Here is a 19,283-nt window from a genome sequence, read left to right as displayed (position 1 = left end):
TATTTGAAAAATTTATATCTTTATATTGATTTAATCCATTTATTTTATTAGTATCTATAACTATAACCTCATCAAATATCAAATTAGTATAATCTATATAATTATTATATATTTTTTCATTTTTTAGATTTTTAACATTCATAGGTTATATTTCCTCCGATATTATTTATAGTTATTATTTTTCAACCTATATCATTTTTTATTCAATCAAATAAAAAAACTGACTAAAGATTAACTTAAGCCAGTTTTATATAATAGTCATACCTAATATTAAGAATGATACAATCGCTACCAATCCAACAACCATAGCCTTCCTTAATTTATAAGATTTTTTTTGTGTTTTTATTTTTTCATTTGACACAGTTTCCTGTATTAAATCGTTACTTTTATCACATATATTCTCAACTTCATACATGTATTCACTCAAATCTATAATAACTTCTTGAGGTGTTTGATATCTAGTATCTATACGCAATAATTTACTTACTATATGTAATATTTTTTCTGGAACAATTTCAGTGTTAAAGTTTTTCCAATTTAAACCTTTATCCATTTTTTTCAACATCTTTTCTTCGTCTTCAACCGAACCAAATGGATGTTCATCAAATATTAATTCAAACATAATTACTCCAAGTGCATAAAAGTCACTACTTTTATCTGTATATCCTAAACAAATTTGATGTGGACACATATATCTTAAACTTTTAGAAAACATCTTTATTCCATTATTAAAAATTTTATTATTAGCTTTTATAATACCTATGTTACTTAATTTAACATTATATCCTTCATCTATAATTATACTGCTCGGTTGTAAATTACCATGATATATATCATAGCTATGAGCAACTTCTAATGCATTTAATATTTGTCTTAATATAATTACAATTTCATCTAAATTTAATCTATGGTACTTAGTTAATTGTTCTAATGTACTACCTTCTATATATTCACTAACTGTATAATATAGTTCTGATCCATCTTCTAATGTATCCACACCTACATCTTTAACTTTTAATATATTAGGAGAATCTATTTCATTTATTGTTGTCGCTTCATCTATTAAATTTGATACAAATTTTTTACTATTTATTATGCCTGGATCAATTATATTTATAATAACCATCTGATTATCATAGGAATCTCTACCTTTATATAAGCAAGATCTACATCCTTTTCCAATTTCTTCTATTATTTTATATCTGTTGCCTATATATATCAAAAAACTCCCCCCTAAATTTAATCTTTAATTGTTATTTATTTACAATTATATCATTTTATGTACATTACCGTAAGTATTAAGTATTATATGGCAGATTTAATAACTTAATTTTTTTTGTAATATTATATTTTACTTATGTGATCATACCCACTTTGTTTATTTCTAAATCTATTTCAAATGCAAATACATATTATTCCTTTTCATAAAAATATCCATATATAATTTTTATAAAACTTAGCTTTTGCTTCATACTTAAAATTATATACGGATATATTTTTTTATTATTTAGTGTTTTTTATTATTTCTTATATGTACTTGTTGTTATATATTCATTTTTAACTATCTTCCCTGATGTATCCTTAAACTCTCTATATGTTTTAACTACATTACCATTTCCACTTTTTACTTTTTCTACTATTATGTTTATATTTTGCTTATCATTTGAATTTCCATATATCTTGCTAGTTACAACACCGTTATATGCTGTATTTTTTATGTATATAGGATGACCATAAGGATTTCTAAATTTCAAATCTAAGTAATCATATGCAACCGTTGCATCTTTACCCATAGGAGCATAAGCAGATGGTAATGAGTGATTCCTAACTTTAGTTATATCTAAACCTGAATTTAATACTGCATTATATATAGTTGTAGAAACCTGACATACACCTCCACCTGGACCATCTTGTACTTTTCCATTTACTATTACAGGTGCATCTTTATATCCATTAGACTTACTTCTAGGACCAGTTGTCTTATTGTATGAAAACTCTTCACCTGGCATAAGTACTATATCACTAGTGCTATTTGCTGATCTTATTATATTATGAGATCTATTTGGTGATGAATTATTAAATGTAGTACTATGGCTAGCTAAAAGCGAATCTACACTTTGTAATACACTTGTACTTATTTTAGGGTTACTCTTTTTAACTACTAAATCAACGCTATTAAATTTATTTTCATCTATAGATTTTTTTATAGCAATTTTACTTGAATCTAATTCCAATGATTGTCCTATAACAGCCGGTGTTACATTAATAATTCCATTTCCAGATATATGTAATTTCGCATCGCTTACATTTACATTTATATCTTTTGATACTTTTTTTAGATAATTAACTAAGTCTGTTTCACTGTATGTCGGTTTTATTTCAAAAGTTTTTTTGCTCCCACTTTGTAATGATATAACTTCTTTTACATTTTTAAAATAAGAATCAGTTTTATTTAAATCATATGCATTTTTAACAATCCCCTCTACATCATATTTTAGATTTATATCAGAAGGAGTTATACTAAAAGATTTATCCTCACTTTTTATAATAATATCTTTAGGTTTATATTTATTGTTTACCAGCTCTTTAGCTTTTTCTTCAGTTAAATTTGATACATTCACATTTCCTACATATACATTGTTAGCAATTTTCCCATTGTATATATATTTATTGTTAAACCAATTTATTGCAAAAATCCCCATTATAATAAGAATGGCAATAACTCCTATTATACGTATTTTTTTTCTTCTATCGTTATTAACTTTTTCACTATCGTTATTTTCTTCTATCAGTATGTTTTGTTGCATTTTATTCCCCCCTAATTTGCTTAATATAATTATATTTAAAACAAATTATTAAAACAATATTTCTCATGCATATGTAACTTTATTGTCACAATTATAGAGGGAATGTATATTTATATTTTAAATTCTCCTATTACAGGATAATGATCAGATAAGTTAATAAAATCTACTGAATATTTGGTAGGCTTTATATTATTAGATATATATATATAATCTATTCTTGATTTGCTTTTTGGAAAAGTTTCTATATCTTCAGAATCAAATATTCTTGCTAAATCACAAAAATTATTTATACTCAAATTTATTTGGTTAAAATCTCCACATATGATAATTTTACCTCTTAAATGACTTACATAATCCATAATTTCTTCGATTTGATTTTTTCTTTCGTCTAAATCTAACCCTAGGTGTAGATTTATTATATTAATTAATTTATTACTAAGGTATAACTCTAAGTGAATAAACCCTCTTTGTTCTTTTTTACTAGTTAAATGGTAGCCTTTTGTTGCAAATATTTTTTCATTACAATATATACTTACACCATACTTACCTTCTTTTAAATTGACATTAGATAAAAAATATCCTTTAATATTCAGTTTATGTATTATTCGTTCATGTATATCACTTAAAACTTCTTGAATACATATAACATCAGCTTCTATTATTTGTAAATATTTTAGTATTTCATCTACCTTATCTTCATTATTTAAATCCATTCCTTTGTGAATATTATAAGTTACTATTTTCATTTATCCTCCTAATTCTATAAGAATAATTTAATTAGCTTCTTTCTTTTCTCACCCTAGTGCACTTACCTTGACTTATAACAAATAAGAATCCCATTTTTTTATATATTTCATCTAACTCACCTATACTAACCTCTCCATTTCTTAGGTTATTTACAGTTATATCTTTTAGTCTTCTACTTGATATTATCATTAGTTAGTCTCTCCTTTATTAATTAATAATTTATATTATTATATTGCTAAACATTAATATTTATTACCAATATTTTTACGAACACTCGTTCTCTACAAAGAATATTATATACCAAACACTCGTTCGATTTCAATAGGAAAATATTATTTTTTATGTTTTTTTGTCATTTTTTAATAGTTTATGTTTTTATTTTGTTTCATAAAAAAATAAGAGTACTTTACAATGACTTTTGCCATTTATAAAGTACTCCTATATTTCGCATTTATTTATTTTATCTATTTTTAAGAGGTTATTTTCTACTTTGTATACAATATACTATATACTATAAGTTTAATATTGTCAATAAAATTAATATTTCTATATAAATAATGTACATTTTATATAAAAATATTAATTTTATATTTACTTACAAGCTTTATATAACAAAAGAACTAAAAACTAAATCATTAGTTTTTAGTTCTTTTGTTATATAAAAACATATAGTAAGATGCCGAAAATATTATTACATATCCTATAAAACTATATTTATCAGGAATAGTATTAAATATTATTATACTTATAATAGCCGAAAATATTATATTCGAATAATCAAATATAGATATTTCTTTAGCTGGGGCATATTTATACGCTAAGGTTACACCAAACTGTCCCATACTTGCAAATATACCAGCAAGTATTAAATATCCAAACTGAATTAAAGTCATATCTTGATATACAATAATAGTAATGGGTAATATTGTTATCGTTGAGAACAAGGAAAAGAAAAATACAACAGTGTAAAATTTTTCCTTTCCACCTAAAACTCTTAAACAAGTATATGCAGAAGCTGCAAATACGGCACCAAAAATACCTGCCATAGATGGAATCATTTCAAAGTTTAAAGATGGCTTTATTATAAACAAAGCTCCTATAAATGCTATCCCAACTGCTATAGCTTGATTAGTCTTAATTTTTTCTTTTAAAAATATAGCCGAAAATATTATTACAAAGAATGGGCTTAATTTATTTAACATATTAGCATCTGAAAGTACCAATCTATCAATAGCATAATAGTTTAATATAATTCCCAAAGTTCCAAATATAGATCTTAAAATTAATACCTTTCTATTTTCTTTACTTCCAAAATAACTTTCTTTATACTTTACTATTAATATAAATGCAATTATACACGAAACTAAGTTTCTAAAAAAAGTTTTTTGAAAACTAGGCAAGTCTCCTGACAATTTTATAAAAGCTGACATCATAGCAAATCCAAATGCAGATATTATAATAAATATAATGCCTTTGTTCCTATCACTTATGTTAATTTCTTTCAAATTTTATTACCTCCAACATAGTATTTTATCGTATACAGTATATCATAAAATCATTTTATAGTTATAATATCTTCTTTGCTTCTACTATCCGTTGCACAATAGTTATTAAAATAATAAATGAAAATATATTGGTAAAAAACATAACATAATTAGGAAACATTATAATCAAACTAAAAAGTAAAAAACCTTCACTTCTTTCTGCTACACCAGCTTGATAATAAAATGATTTCATTCCTTTTTTCTCTACTAATGCTCCAACCGTTAAAAATATAGTCATAGATATTATTATACATACTAAAAGAACTATAAAATTCATTCTTGCATCTATATATTTTAAAGCAAGAGTACATATCATTAACGTTTCAACCACCCTATCAAAAGTTATATCCATAAGTGTTCCAAACATAGATGAAGTGTTAGTTTTTCTAGCTACAGCTCCATCTACAGCATCTAAATATCCAGATATCCAAAGAGTTATAATCGCTAATATATTCATATCTAAATATATAAATACACTAGTTAATATACCTACTAAAAGAGCTAAGATTGTTATATTATTAGCACTTAATTTTAATTTTAATAAAATATCCGCACCTCCATTTATAATTGGGTCTACGTATTTTCTTCCATGTGTATCTAACATATTTCCTCCTATTTTTTTTGCAAATTCATAAATTTATTTTTAAGTAATATAGATCCTAAAATAAGTATTACAAGTGCAATTATAGATATATAAAAACTATTGCTCCCAATATTAACTGATTGCGCACCTATATTTGTAAATACAAGTATACCCGGTACCGTCCCTATAATCGTAGCCATTAAAAAATCTTTATATTTTATAGATGTAAGCCCTGCACTATAGCTTATTATATCAAATGGAAACAATGGAATTAATCTTAGTATTAATACAACAAAAAATCCTTTTGAATTTATTATATTTTCAATATTATCTAATTTTTCATTAGTAATCTTTTTTACAAAATTTCGTCCTAATTTTCTTGATATATAAAAAGATATACTTGCTCCTATTAATGCACCTATTACAGTATATATATATCCCTTAGCTAGTCCAAATACTATTCCTCCTCCTATTGCTAGTATTGAGTCTGGAAAAAGAGTCAATGGAACTAACGCAAACATTATTATATACACTATAGGTGCCAATTTTCCAAATGAACTTACATACACCTGTATATCTTCTACATCTATATTCATGCTAAATAGTTTATATATAATACTACCTAATATTAAAATTATAATTACAGATACTAATATTTTAAAAACTTTATCTAATTTATGATTCATACCCAATCTTCTCCCTTAATTATTTTGATAATTTATTCGTTTTATATCTAATTTTCCACTTATCCATAGTTCCTCTTTTACTCTGAGTAATTTTTTTATGATTTATAACATCTTCATTAAATAATAAATCAAGAATGTGAAGTATATTCTTATTGCAATTAATCAATGATTCACAACAAGATTCACAATAACAAACTATATTTTCACAACTTGTTTCACTTGCTCTATTTGAAACTTGCTTTAAAGCTATTTCTAAATTAGTAACTCCAACCATACCTCCTGCACCACAGCATACAGTATTTTTTCTATTATTTTTAAACTCAACAATACTTATACCTAGCTCACTTAATATACTTCTCACACTATCCTGTATATTAATTTCCCCTCTTACCGAACAAGAGTCATGTACTGCCAATTCTAAATTTTGGTAATTATTTTTTAATTTTTGTGGTATTTTAAATTTTTTTATAACTTCATATATAGAAGTTACCTTTATTCCTTTACTATTTTTACTTATAGTATTATAACAATTTGGACACGCTACTATAATTTCAGTAATATTGCCAGAACATATTTCTTTTTCAAATTTAGAATAGTATTTTTCAAATTTCTTAATATCTCCCATTGCTAATGTTGGTTTACCACAACACATAAAAGTCATACCTATATTTTCATAATGTATTTTTAAATATTCATATATACTTAAAACAATATCTTCACTATAACTACTTAAACTACATCCTGGTAAAAATATTTGTTGGCTTTTATTTAAATTTATATTTTTTGAAAATATTTTGGAAAAGCTATTAATTTGATGAAATCTTACAACACTATAACCTTTCTTTCTTAAAAATTTTTTATTTTTCAAAGCTATATCTTTCCTAATATCACAGAAAGTAGATTTTAGATCTATCCCCTGTGGACATCTTTCAGTACATAACCCACATAACATGCATGAATATGAAACTTCATTTATATCTATATTCTCATTTAAAATATTAGTCATTAACTCTTTTGGAGAATTGCTAAAGTTTTTCATCATAGTACAATCATTAAAACATAATTTACAATCCACGCACTGATTTTTATCTTTATTTATTTTAATTATAATATCTTCTTTTAATTTCACTTTATACCACCCCAATCCAAGATAAAGAAAAATGGAATATTTCAAAACGCTTAATTAGCAGAGCTTTGAAATATCCCTTTTTAATTTCTATTTTATCTTTGTTTTTCATTATATACTTTTTTCAAAAGATATATAAATACACTTATAGAACTTAATGTACGTATTTCCATCATCATTAATTCAGCTCCACCTGTAAGCATTCCACCTACATATGAGTATATTATTGTAGCTGTTAGCTGACCAATTCCAGTTGCCATAAAGCAGCTCCTGCCATAGAACTAATCCACGAAAATATAGCTACTTTTCTATAGGATTCGTCTTATCCCCTGCCCATTCTTGGTAAGAAGCATCATAATTTTTAACGTTCTCATACCCTAAAGATTTTAAAACTAAGGCCATATGTCCTGAACGAATTCCAGCTGTACAATAAGTTACTATTTCATCATCTTTGTTTAATCCTGCATCTTTAAACAATTTTTCTAATTCTGCTTTAGGTTTTATAGTACCATCTTCGTTATATACCTTATTAAATGGTATATTTATAGATTTAGGTAAATGTCCACCTCTAACCTCACCATATTTAGTAGCTCCATCATACTCATCTATTTCCCTTGTATCTATTATTTTAACTTTTCCCATATTATCTTTTAAGCTTTTTGTATCTATATTCATGTCATTTTTCAATTCTTCAACTACAAATTCAGATTTTTTAGGATCAACTTTTTCTTTTGATATTTCTTTTCCTTCAGATTTCCAAAGATCTATGCCTCCATTTAACATTCTAGCATCTACTCCAGTTTCTTTAAACATCCATACTAACCTTCCATCTTCGCCCCATCCATCTTTAGTTGCGTATACTACTACCTTTTTATTTTTATCTATCCCCAAATCTGAGTATATTTTAGATAGTTGTTCTTTATCTAGTAAAGTTCCCCATCCTTTATCTCCACCTTTTCCTTCCATATTGCAAAAACTTTGCCATGCAACATTTATAGCTCCTGGTATATGACCTTTGCTATAATCTTTTTCACTTCTAGCATCAATTATTAATGTATCTTTATTATTTAAATTTTTCTCTAACCAATTTATATCTGTAAAATAATCATTATTATCATAAGTGAAGTCATTTTTAGTAGTTTCAATATTTGTTTGTTGTTTTGTTTTAACTTCTCCTTGAGTATTCTTTTCGTTGCTACACCCTACTGCTAAAATACTTATTGCAAATAATGAACTAATTAATAAAATTACTTTCCTATTTCTTATTTTCATATATTTCCTCCTATTGCGCTAATTTTGTGAATTTTTGTCGTATTCTGCATTACATCTTGGATTATATCATACCCAATCTCACATCTATCATAGAAAAAAACTATATTCGAAAATTCAACTATAGTTATAATCTATATAGCATTATGTATTTATAATTTATGGTATTTAACTTTTAAACATATACTTATGTAATAAAATAAGGACAGCTTTAAAGCTGTCCTTATTAATAACTATTTAAACATTTTTTTACTAGCTTTTTTCACATCTTTAGCTACCTTTTCGCTAGCATGTTCCACAGAATTTGAAAAAGATTTTATACCTTTAGACATATCATGTCCTAAATCTTCCATCTTATGTCCCATTTCTTTAAACATGTTATTTTTCTTAGCCATGTTTTCACCTCTTTTAATATTTTATAAATTATTTTACACATAATTTATATTTATATTCTCATATTAAAAGAATTGTTATTTATATTAAAAATTTAAGTAAAAATACTAATCCAATTACAACTGTAGTTACACTTATCTCTTTTGCTCTTCCTGAGAATAATTTTAATACTATATAAGATATTACTCCAAATACAATGCCATCTGCTATAGAATATGATAATGGCATCATTATTATAGTTAAAAATGCAGGTATAGCTTCTGTAAAATCAACTAAATCTATTTCTTTTATAGGTTCTATCATAAATAATCCAACTAAGACTAATGCTGATGCAGTAACTGCCGGAGTTATAACTGAGAATAACGGTGCAAAGAACAATGCTAAGAAGAACATAAACGCTGTAGATACGGCCGTAAGTCCAGTTCTTCCTCCTTCTGCAACTCCTGATGCACTTTCAACAAAAGTACTTACTGTACTAGTTCCTAAACAAGCACCTATTGTAGTACCGACAGCATCTGCAAATAATGCTTTCTTGATATTTGGAACTTTTCCATCTTCATCTAACATTTTAGCTTTTGTAGCAACTCCAACTAATGTACCTATAGTGTCAAACATATCCATAAATAGTAATGTAAATAAAACAATTAACATATCTATGCTAAATATATTATGCCACTCAAAACTAAATAAAGTAGATGATATTGAAGGAGGCATACTAACTATTTTAGTTGGTAGGTCTACAATCCCCATAGGTATTCCAATTATAGTAGTTACTATCATTCCTATAAATAATGCACCTTTAATATTTTTTGATAATAATATTGCTGTTATTAGTATACCAATTATAGCTAATAAAGCCGGTCCTGACGTTATATTTCCAAGTGCAATTATAGTTCCACCTCCATTTGGGTGTACTATAACTCCTGCACCTTCAAGCCCAATAAGAGATATTAAAAGTCCTATCCCAACAGATATAGCCTTTTTAATATTATTAGGTATAGAGTCTACTATCGCTTCACGAATATTAAATATAGTTAATATAATAAATATGATACCTTCTAAAAATACTGCTGTTAATGCAAACTGATATGAATATCCCATTCCAATTACTACTGTATATGCAAAAAATGCATTCAGTCCCATTCCGGGAGCTAGTGCAAATGGAAGCTTCGCATATAATCCCATCATAAGAGTAGCTACAACTGCTGATAATGCTGTTGCAGTAAATACTGCTCCATAATCCATTCCTGCTGCTGATAATATACTAGGGTTTACTATTAATATATATGCCATAGTCATAAATGTAGTAACACCTGCTAGCATTTCTGTTTTTACTGTAGTGTTGTTTTCTTTAAGTCTAAAATACTTCTCCATTTACTTCCTCACTTTTCATGTCGAATTTTGTTTTTCACAGAATTATATAATATCATAATTTTAGTATTTTTGCATATTTTTTCGAATATTATTTTTTGTATACGTTTTTTTGTATGTGTTTTAATATGAATTATATTTTTATTCAATGATTAATTGAAAATGTTTTTATATTATTCTATAATTAAACTCTGAGTTTAAATTAATAGTTTTATTGGGAGGAATATATTATGGAAATCAAAAGATACGAAGGAACTGGAAGAATGAGTAGAGCAGTTGTTCATAATAATACTGTATACTTATGCGGACAAACTCATGGTGAAGGTGATATTAAAGAACAAACTGCCATGGTTTTACAAAAGATTGAAGACTTATTAAACAAATATGGATCTGATAAAGAACATATCTTATCAGTAACTATCTATGTAAGAGATATGAAAGATTTTGCTGATATGAACTCTGTTTGGGATTCATGGGTAGTTGATGGTCACGAACCTGCTAGAGCATGTGTTGAAGCTAGAATGGCTAGAGAAGCTTTACTAGTTGAAATGTCAGTTGTTGCTGCTGTTAAATAATATATAAATAAAAATAAGATGTATCAAGGTATTTGTCTAGATAAATACCTTGATACATCTATTTTTTTATTCTATATATTTTCATAATTTTCGCACATTTATGTAAAACTTATATATAATTATAATTAAACAAATTATTTTAGGGGGATTTTATGAAAATATTTATAAGTGCTGATATTGAAGGTACATGCGGTATTGTTGATGTAGATGAAACTAATATAAATTCACAATTTAGTATGTATCATAGAATTCAAATGACTAAAGAAGTTAGTGCAGCTTGTAATGGCATCAACCTACTTGGTTCTAATTATATATTAATTAAAGATGCTCATTCTAGTGCTAGAAATATATTACCTGATATGTTACCTGAAAACGTTAATCTCATGCGAGGTTGGACCGGAGATCCATTGTCCATGATGAGTGGTTTAAATAGTAAATTTGATGCTTGCATTTTTATTGGATATCATAGCGGTGCTACAAAATCTGGCAATCCATTGTCTCATACTAAAAATGGCAAAGCCTATGATTATATAAAACTTAATGGTGAACTTGCTAGCGAATTTATTATCAATACATATACTGCTAGCTATTATAACGTTCCTGTAGTTTTCATAAGTGGCGATGAAATGATTTGTGAAGAAGCTAAAAAACTTAATCCAAATATTAATACTGTAGCTGTATCTAATGGTATAGGAGCTTCTTCTATATCAATCCACCCAGAACTAGCTCTTAAAAATATACAACGTCTAGTTAAAAAATCTTTATCTACTGATTTATCTAAATACATAATTACTCTTCCCAATAGTTTTAACCTTGAAATTAGATATAAAAGTCATAAAGATGCATATAAAGCTTCTTTTTTCCCAGGTGTAATTTTAAATAATAGTCAAACTATCAGCTTTAAAACAGATGACTATTTTGAAATCCTTAGAATGCTATTATTTTCCATATAGTTAATAAACTATCTCATTATACATTTGCTTAACAAATAAGTATTTTGAGATAGTTTATTCTACTAATTATATTTCATTATTTTTCAAAATAATGTTATTTGCACGATCTGCTTTATAGTTTATATATTCACCCATATAAATAACCCTATTGCTTTTTTCATCTATTACTATTATAGTGTTTTTATGTTTATTACTGTTATTGGATTGTTCATCATGAATATTGTAATTATCCATACATATATATATCTTTCCATCTATAACTCTAAAGTTTTCTATCCTAGCTGATTTATTTAATTTCTCTACATTATAATTTTTATTTTCATCTATAACTTTATTACTATTCAAATCTACTACATACTGATTTATATTTGTATTTTTCCAATCAATATCGTGTTGTGTCATTAAATACAACTTATCATTTTCTATATTATATTTAATATTTTGACAATTTTCTGATTCAATATTTGTAATTAATGGTTCTTTTATATAGTCAAATTTATTTTTATCTATATCATAATAAGCTAAATAAATTTTCCCACTTTTTTCATCTTGTTTTGGATAACTTTCAACTATCGTATACAGCTTACCATTATTTTCAAAGCTTATTTGATTGTTGATAATAATAAGTTCATTGTTACTACTATTCTTTTCCATACTAGACTGCTTTTTTAATTGTTTAGTATTTAAATTAAATTTATATACATTCATGAATATTCCCTTATTATCTTTGATTTGCCCGTTTTTAGAATGTTCTAAATCAGTTGATCCACTACATAATATATATACATCCTCATCCTTAATTCCAATTATAAATCCATGTTCAAAATTTGTATCTGAATCAAATGTATCTGGTAGTGTAAGATTATATTCATTAATTTTTTTAGTTTTTATATTTTTATTAACTATCCTGAAATCTAAAGTTGCTTTTTCTGAATTTATATAGTTAACTCCCAACTCTTCTAGATATCCTACATTATTACTATCTCCATATACTAAATTTTCTGTATATCCATATTTAAAAATATCTTCATTTCCATTAATAAGGTCATAATATTGATTTGGTTGTTTTATTTCATTTGAGTATTTCTTAACTTCAAAACCATCTTTTGAAGTTGTGGTTTGTGTATTGCTATATAACCCTTCATAAGATTGAGTTATAAATGATACCTCTCCTAATTCACTTTTATCACCTTTTATGTCTATTAATTTATATTTAGGTTGATTAACTATAGTACATACTCCTAAAACTACAAGAGAGGCTATAGTTATACCTAAAACTGATATCGATAATTTTCTGTTCATGATTTACCTCCCTTCTATGAAAATTCTTTTATTTATTAATCTATATGATATAAATATAGATAAAGTAAACAGTACAATATAATAAATTATATGACTAATCAGTAATGTTCTGAAGTTAGTGCTATTTACCCCGATTATACATATATATCCAATTAGCGATAATAATACATATGTAATTCCTAATAATATTCCAATCTTTCTAAAAGCTCTTTCTAAAAGTACACAAGTAAATACAACTACTACCGCAAGTATTACACCAACTACATCAATCATTAAGAATTCAATTATATATGGTGAAACTATATTTAATTCTCTTTCAAGTTGCATCATATTAGTATATATATTAGTAAAAGATGGAGAACTTATATCCGCCATTATTTTTACTATATTTAAGTCTATATACCAAAATAAAAATTGAAATACTATAAGTCCATATATCATAACAACTATAGTAATTAGCTTAGATAAATATATATTAAATCTAGGCTGAGGTAAACTAAGTAATGTATATATAGTTTTACTTTTTGAATAATAATCTCTATACCATATAATAAGAGAATATATCAAACACATTAATACACATATACCTAGTAATAAGCTGCCATATATATATATATCCTTCACTGTAAATTGTTTTATAATATTAAATCCTATGCTAGTATTTAATATATCTAAATTCATAGGTATATTATTTTCATTACTAATCTTTGCAATAGAATCATATAAACTTTTTACAACCCCACCTATGTTACCTATAAATAACATCCCAATAAGTGCAAAGTATAACTTGTATATTCTTTTAAATTCTATATTGTACAAAGTTAATATTTTATTCATTCTTATACACCTCCCTCATCTTATCTATTATTGACTTTCCTTCTTCTTCGCGAGTTTCTTCTGCATTAAATACTAATGATAGGCGTCCTTCATCTATTAATATAACATCGTCTGCTATCATTTCTATTTCAGCAATTTCATGAGTAGTAATTATTATACTCTGTTCATCTGTTATATACTTTGTCATAATTCCCAAGAAATCTTCTCTTTTAAATATATCAATTCCTGAAAATGGCTCATCTAATATCGTATATTTTGCATTTTGAGCAAATCCTAATATTATTTTAACCCTGGCTATATTACCCTTAGAAAGTTCTACTATTTTTCTATTCTCAGTTAAATTAAACATCCTCAACATTTCATAAGCTTTTTCATCATCCCAATTTTTATAAAACTCTTTCATAAAATCAAAACTCTCTTTTATAGTTAATTGTGCAAAATAGTTATCTATATCTGGTACAAATGATATCTTATTATAAATGTTGTGATTGATCTTTTCTCCATCTATAAGTATTTCTCCACTATCTAATTTCAAAAGTCCACATATAGCTTTTAAAATTGTTGATTTACCTACTCCATTAATACCTAATATACAAGTTATCTTACCCTCATGTATTTCAAAAGATATATTATCTAAAGCCTTTACTTTTCTATATCTTTTACTAGCATTTTTTATTTCTATCATAACATCACCACCTAATATCTATCATTTATTATTTTTATAAGATCTGATTTATTGACATTTATAGCTTTCATATTTTCTATAAATATTTTCATAGATTCATTTATTAAATCCTCTTTTATCTTTGCAATTAGTTTACTATCTTCAGTTATATTACTTTGATAATTTCTATGTGTTGTAATTATCCCCATATCTTCCATCTCCTTATATGCTTTTTGAACAGTGTTTGGATTTACTTTCATTTTTACTGCCATATCTCTTCTTGAAGGTATAGAATCACCTAAATTTAAATCTCCCCTTACAATTTGTTGCTTTATGTATCTTATTATTTGAATATAAACAGGTTCTTTATCATTCGGAATAAATTTCATATTTTCACCTCCGTATCACTGTACTAGATCAGTAGTACACTCCTAAGTGTATTATATATATAATACACTTAGAGTTCAAGTATAAATTTAGACCATAGTTTTTTTATATATAAATATATTTAAATATTGAATTTAAAACATTAAAGTACTAACATTTATATAAATAAGATAAGGAGGTGCTATTATTTTATATAAACTAAAAAACTCCATGAAAAATCAATTTAATATCTACGATGACTATAAAATAGATAATTATGCATTTAATTTCATGGGAGAATATCTACTTACTAACTCCAAATACTTTTTAAGTAAAAAAAAAGTTATTTGGGCATATGATAATCGAGAATACATTTTTGCAAAAGACATAGATAGTATATCTAAAGATTTTTTTGAAAAAACATTATTACAATTTTCTGATTATGCTATGAAAAATATTATTCAAACTGATGAAAATCACATGTCTACAGCTATAACATTATTCATATCTTATACAGATATAGATAAATCTCTTAAAGCTAAAATTCCTAAGATAAAAAAAAGAAAAAGCTATATGTTTGGACTTAAAGGTTATGCTTCTCTAAGATTAATATTATTTGATAAATTAACAAATGAGTTTATTTATAACTACGATGCAAAAGATGTTATACATTTTTATAAGGAGGTTTTATTATGAATTCATTAACCTTACTGTTAATAAGTGCAGTTATTCTTTTTATAGGGTATGTTTGTTATGGTGGTTATTTAGCTAAAAAATGGGGAGTAGACGATACGCGAAAAACTCCAGCTCATACTAAATATGATGGAATAGATTATGTTCCTGCTAAATCACCAGTTTTGCTAGGTCATCACTTTGCATCTATTGCGGGTGCGGGTCCTATAGTAGGGCCTATACAGGCCGCTATATTTGGTTGGATACCTGTTGCACTTTGGGTTTTAATTGGTAGTATATTTTTCGGAGGCGTACAAGACTTTGGTTCACTATTTGCATCAATAAGACATGACGGAAAATCTATAGGCGAAATAATAGAATCTAATATGGGTAAAAAAGGCAAGAAACTTTTTGCACTATTTGCTTGGTTAACTTTAGTTTTAGTTGTAGCTGCATTTGCAAATATAGTTGCAGATAATTTCGTTTCAACGCCTCAAGCCGCTAGCGCTTCTGTATTCTTTATGATTTTAGCAATTTTATTTGGTATAGCTGTCTATAGATTTAAAATGCCATTAATTCCAGCTACAATAGTAGGTGTTGTATTGTTGTTTGGTTGTATCTATTTAGGATTCTTATTTCCCATAGTTTTAAGTAAACAAACTTGGATAGTTTTACTTATGTTTTATATCTTCATAGCATCTGTAACTCCAGTTTGGATTTTACTTCAACCTAGAGATTATTTGAACTCATATTTGTTATATGCAATGATAGCAGGAGCTCTTTTAGGTATAATCATATTAAGACCTGAAATTCAAATGGAAGGTTTTGTAGGTTTTAATGTAAATGGTCAATACCTATTTCCTGTACTATTTGTAACAGTTGCTTGTGGTGCTATATCAGGATTCCACTCACTTGTTGGATCTGGAACATCTTCAAAGCAATTATACAAAGAATCTGATGCAAAAAAAATAGGTTATGGAGCTATGCTTATAGAAGGTTTACTTGCTATAGTTGCACTTATAACTGTTGCTTATATTTCTACAAAACAATTCGGAAGCCTCTTAGGTAATGGAGGTCCTGTAAATGTATTTTCTGAAGGTATAGCTAACTTTATGATGTCTTTTGGTATTCCATTTACAGTAGGTAAAACTTTCACATCACTTGCAATATCAGCTTTTGCACTTACTTCATTAGATACTGCAACTAGACTTGGCAGATTTATATTCCAAGAATTTTTTGATACTAATGGTTTAGATAGTAAAAAATCTACTAAAAAGAATCCACTTACTAACATGTATGCATCGACTACCATTACAGTTATATGTTCTGGACTTTTAGCTGTTATGGGTTATGAAAAAATATGGCCAATATTTGGATCTGCAAATCAATTGTTAGCTGCTATCGCTCTAATGGCAATAGCTATATGGCTTGCTAATTCGAAAAAAAGCTTTAAGGAATTTATCATTCCTATAGTATTTATGTTTATAGTAACTATAGTTTCTCTTTGCTTTAACATAAAAGCTAACATAGGTGTTAATCCAATATTAGTTATAATAGCTATATTACTACTTATTCTTGCATTAATTTTAATAAAAGAAGCATTGTCTTTTATTAAAAATAGCAAGGTAAAAGAAAATTCAAATAATTAATATAAAGTTTAAAAAACGTACTAAAGGAGTTACCTTAATTTTAGGTAACTCCTTTAGTACGTTAACCATTTAAATTGTTATAAGTTAAATCTTTATAAAAATTAGCTTGTGTTAAACTTATATACGGCGATAACCATAAAAATCCAATTCCAAAAGTAAGCATAGATAAAATTGCCCAACCTATAAAACTTAATTCTATAATGAAGTATTTCCACTTGTTACCCTTCATCATTTTAATACTTAAACTCATGGCTTCAATTGTACTTAAATGATCATGTTCGATTATTATATATGGCGTTAATAATAATGCTAGTTCAAAAATTATAATTAAAATAGTAAATACCAAAATTATTATTCCAGCTAAAGCAACGCCTCCTGAAAGTGCTATATCTGAAAAAATAAATGAAACAGTTCCTGCTGTAACTATAAATAGCATTATAAACGTTGCTATAAATACAACTAGCGATAATATAAGTGTAAAAAATAAAGATTTTAGCAATTTATTAGATGATACTAATACATCCTTAAACGTTGAACTTCCTGTTTTTTTTATAAACTCCAAATAAAAATTAGGAAGCCCTACTGTAGCAAATACTCCAAGTCCAAATATCAATGTAAACATCAGTATTATTGTAATAATTGAACTTGCTTCATCTTGTAACATACTTAGTACAATAGACAATGCCAGATAAGCTAGCGTTAATAAAACAGGCGTTGTCCAATGGCCTTTTAATTGACTTTTTGATAATTCTTTTAATTCCACTCTATTAATTTTAAACTCCCCCTTTGATAGTTAGTTATTATATACTCAAAAACGTATACCCTATATTATATTAAAAACTTTTTATTTATTGATTAAATTTTTATTTTATTGATATATATTATATATAGACAAATTTTGAGGTGAGTACAATGATAACAATAATTTCTCCAGCAACAACTATGAACTTTGATAAAAATATTAATATAAACATTAATTCTTCTAAACCATTCTTTAACGAAGATGTTAATAATCTTATTAAAATATTAAAAACTTTGGATAAAATTGAAATTAGCAATTTAATGAATTTAAGTGAAGATTTATCTAACTTAAATTATGATAGATATAAAATTTTAGGAACTGAAAAAAGTAGTTATTTGCAAGCTATACTTGCTTTTGATGGACAAGTTTTTAATTGTATAAATGTAAATAGTTTTAATAGTGATGATTTTGAATTTGCTAATACCCATATTCGAATACTATCAGGACTATATGGAATTTTAAAACCACTTGACTTAATTCAATCCTATAGATTAGAAATGAAAGCTAAACTTAAAAACGAAGTTGGAAATGATTTGTATAAATTTTGGAAAAATAAAATAACTAATTATTTATATAGTGAACTTAATAATCATTCAGATAAAACTTTAATTAATTTATCTTCTAATGAATACTTTAAAGCTATTGACTTTAAATATTTGTCTAAAAATTTTAATATTATCAATGTTGAATTTAAAGATTATAGAGAAAATATTAATGATTATAAAGTTATTGGTCTTTACTCTAAAAAAGCTCGAGGTTATTTAACTAGATATATAATTAAAAATAAAATCAATTCACCCAATGAATTAAAAAACTTTAATTACGATGGGTATACTTTCAATATTAACCTGTCTGATTCTAATAATTTTATATTTTCAAGATAATTTTTGTATAAAAAAGATATATACAATGTATTTTTTGTATATATCTTTTTGAA

22 protein-coding genes are annotated in these 19,283 nt (G+C 25.9%); 5 read left to right on the top strand and 17 right to left on the bottom strand.

All coding sequences use genetic code 11. From position 1 onward, the window contains the following. Positions 1–247 precede the first annotated feature (247 nt). The 12 genes from ACRCYC_RS03025 to ACRCYC_RS02970 form a co-directional block, all read right to left on the bottom strand. On the bottom strand, positions 248–1,222 hold the full coding sequence (locus ACRCYC_RS03025) for a serine/threonine-protein kinase (RefSeq protein WP_438617703.1): 975 nt from the start codon (positions 1,220–1,222) through the stop codon (positions 248–250). 298 nt (positions 1,223–1,520) lie between these two features. Beyond that, the gene (locus ACRCYC_RS03020) at positions 1,521–2,807 is read right to left on the bottom strand and encodes a VanW family protein (RefSeq protein ID WP_438617702.1); all 1,287 of its coding nucleotides are present in this window, start codon (positions 2,805–2,807) and stop codon (positions 1,521–1,523) included. 110 nt (positions 2,808–2,917) lie between these two features. Then, a complete protein-coding gene (locus ACRCYC_RS03015; protein ID WP_438617700.1) occupies positions 2,918–3,553 on the bottom strand; it encodes an endonuclease/exonuclease/phosphatase family protein in 636 nt (211 codons plus the stop codon). A 31-nt stretch (positions 3,554–3,584) separates the two neighbouring features. Further along, positions 3,585–3,743 carry a hypothetical protein gene (locus ACRCYC_RS03010; protein ID WP_438617698.1) on the bottom strand — a complete coding sequence of 53 codons (159 nt, stop codon included), beginning with the start codon at positions 3,741–3,743 and terminating at the stop codon, positions 3,585–3,587. 446 nt (positions 3,744–4,189) lie between these two features. Further along, positions 4,190–5,059 carry a DMT family transporter gene (locus ACRCYC_RS03005; protein WP_438617697.1) on the bottom strand — a complete coding sequence of 290 codons (870 nt, stop codon included), beginning with the start codon at positions 5,057–5,059 and terminating at the stop codon, positions 4,190–4,192. 61 nt (positions 5,060–5,120) lie between these two features. Then, positions 5,121–5,702 carry a CDP-alcohol phosphatidyltransferase family protein gene (locus ACRCYC_RS03000; protein ID WP_438617695.1) on the bottom strand — a complete coding sequence of 194 codons (582 nt, stop codon included), beginning with the start codon at positions 5,700–5,702 and terminating at the stop codon, positions 5,121–5,123. Between the two features lie 8 nt (positions 5,703–5,710). Next, entirely contained in the window at positions 5,711–6,367 is a 657-nt protein-coding gene (locus tag ACRCYC_RS02995) for a TVP38/TMEM64 family protein (protein ID WP_438617694.1), read from the bottom strand. Positions 6,368–6,386: 19 nt separating this feature from the next. Beyond that, on the bottom strand, positions 6,387–7,496 hold the full coding sequence (locus ACRCYC_RS02990; protein ID WP_438617693.1) for a (Fe-S)-binding protein: 1,110 nt from the start codon (positions 7,494–7,496) through the stop codon (positions 6,387–6,389). Positions 7,497–7,588: 92 nt separating this feature from the next. Beyond that, complete coding sequence (locus tag ACRCYC_RS02985) at positions 7,589–7,753, bottom strand: hypothetical protein (RefSeq protein ID WP_438617692.1); 165 nt, start codon at positions 7,751–7,753, stop codon at positions 7,589–7,591. 40 nt (positions 7,754–7,793) lie between these two features. Next, entirely contained in the window at positions 7,794–8,765 is a 972-nt protein-coding gene (locus tag ACRCYC_RS02980; RefSeq protein WP_438617691.1) for a sulfurtransferase, read from the bottom strand. Positions 8,766–8,995: 230 nt separating this feature from the next. Further along, positions 8,996–9,157, bottom strand: a complete 162-nt coding sequence (locus ACRCYC_RS02975) for a hypothetical protein (RefSeq protein ID WP_438617689.1) — start codon at positions 9,155–9,157, stop codon at positions 8,996–8,998. Positions 9,158–9,236: 79 nt separating this feature from the next. Continuing rightward, positions 9,237–10,529 carry an NCS2 family permease gene (locus tag ACRCYC_RS02970; protein ID WP_438617688.1) on the bottom strand — a complete coding sequence of 431 codons (1,293 nt, stop codon included), beginning with the start codon at positions 10,527–10,529 and terminating at the stop codon, positions 9,237–9,239. A gap of 227 nt (positions 10,530–10,756) precedes the next feature. Here ACRCYC_RS02970 and ACRCYC_RS02965 point away from each other — a divergent pair, with 227 nt between their 5' ends. Together ACRCYC_RS02965 and ACRCYC_RS02960 are read left to right on the top strand one after the other, a co-directional pair. Then, on the top strand, positions 10,757–11,101 hold the full coding sequence (locus ACRCYC_RS02965) for a RidA family protein (protein WP_438617687.1): 345 nt from the start codon (positions 10,757–10,759) through the stop codon (positions 11,099–11,101). 152 nt (positions 11,102–11,253) lie between these two features. Next, the gene (locus ACRCYC_RS02960; protein WP_438617686.1) at positions 11,254–12,054 is read left to right on the top strand and encodes a M55 family metallopeptidase; all 801 of its coding nucleotides are present in this window, start codon (positions 11,254–11,256) and stop codon (positions 12,052–12,054) included. 66 nt (positions 12,055–12,120) lie between these two features. On the opposite strand, the gene ACRCYC_RS02955 is transcribed toward ACRCYC_RS02960, so the two are convergent. From ACRCYC_RS02955 to ACRCYC_RS02940, 4 genes are read right to left on the bottom strand one after another with little or no spacing between them, the layout of a single operon-like run. Beyond that, positions 12,121–13,356, bottom strand: a complete 1,236-nt coding sequence (locus ACRCYC_RS02955) for a hypothetical protein (protein WP_438617685.1) — start codon at positions 13,354–13,356, stop codon at positions 12,121–12,123. Between the two features lie 3 nt (positions 13,357–13,359). Then, complete coding sequence (locus tag ACRCYC_RS02950) at positions 13,360–14,193, bottom strand: hypothetical protein (protein ID WP_438617683.1); 834 nt, start codon at positions 14,191–14,193, stop codon at positions 13,360–13,362. Beyond that, positions 14,186–14,878, bottom strand: coding sequence for an ABC transporter ATP-binding protein (locus ACRCYC_RS02945; protein WP_438617682.1), 693 nt, complete (start codon positions 14,876–14,878; stop codon positions 14,186–14,188). The genes ACRCYC_RS02950 and ACRCYC_RS02945 overlap by 8 nt, the downstream gene beginning before the upstream one ends. Before the next feature lie 11 nt (positions 14,879–14,889). Then, on the bottom strand, positions 14,890–15,246 hold the full coding sequence (locus ACRCYC_RS02940) for a GntR family transcriptional regulator (RefSeq protein WP_438617681.1): 357 nt from the start codon (positions 15,244–15,246) through the stop codon (positions 14,890–14,892). Between the two features lie 208 nt (positions 15,247–15,454). Here ACRCYC_RS02940 and ACRCYC_RS02935 point away from each other — a divergent pair, with 208 nt between their 5' ends. Continuing rightward, complete coding sequence (locus ACRCYC_RS02935; protein WP_438617680.1) at positions 15,455–15,919, top strand: hypothetical protein; 465 nt, start codon at positions 15,455–15,457, stop codon at positions 15,917–15,919. Continuing rightward, positions 15,916–17,544 carry a carbon starvation CstA family protein gene (locus tag ACRCYC_RS02930; RefSeq protein ID WP_438617679.1) on the top strand — a complete coding sequence of 543 codons (1,629 nt, stop codon included), beginning with the start codon at positions 15,916–15,918 and terminating at the stop codon, positions 17,542–17,544. The genes ACRCYC_RS02935 and ACRCYC_RS02930 overlap by 4 nt, the downstream gene beginning before the upstream one ends. A gap of 61 nt (positions 17,545–17,605) precedes the next feature. Here ACRCYC_RS02930 and ACRCYC_RS02925 read toward each other — a convergent pair whose 3' ends face one another. Continuing rightward, complete coding sequence (locus ACRCYC_RS02925) at positions 17,606–18,307, bottom strand: DUF975 family protein (protein WP_438617678.1); 702 nt, start codon at positions 18,305–18,307, stop codon at positions 17,606–17,608. A gap of 149 nt (positions 18,308–18,456) precedes the next feature. Here ACRCYC_RS02925 and yaaA point away from each other — a divergent pair, with 149 nt between their 5' ends. Then, positions 18,457–19,230: a peroxide stress protein YaaA gene (gene yaaA, locus ACRCYC_RS02920; protein ID WP_438617677.1), complete on the top strand. Its 774-nt coding sequence runs from the start codon at positions 18,457–18,459 to the stop codon at positions 19,228–19,230. The last annotated feature ends 53 nt before the right edge of the window (positions 19,231–19,283 follow it).

Origin of the sequence: Paraclostridium sp. (assembly GCF_051657365.1) — a bacterium.
Classification (GTDB): domain Bacteria; phylum Bacillota; class Clostridia; order Peptostreptococcales; family Peptostreptococcaceae; genus Paraclostridium.
The sequence above is the reverse complement of the archived record's forward strand: the minus strand, read 5'-3'. Positions and strand labels throughout refer to the sequence as shown.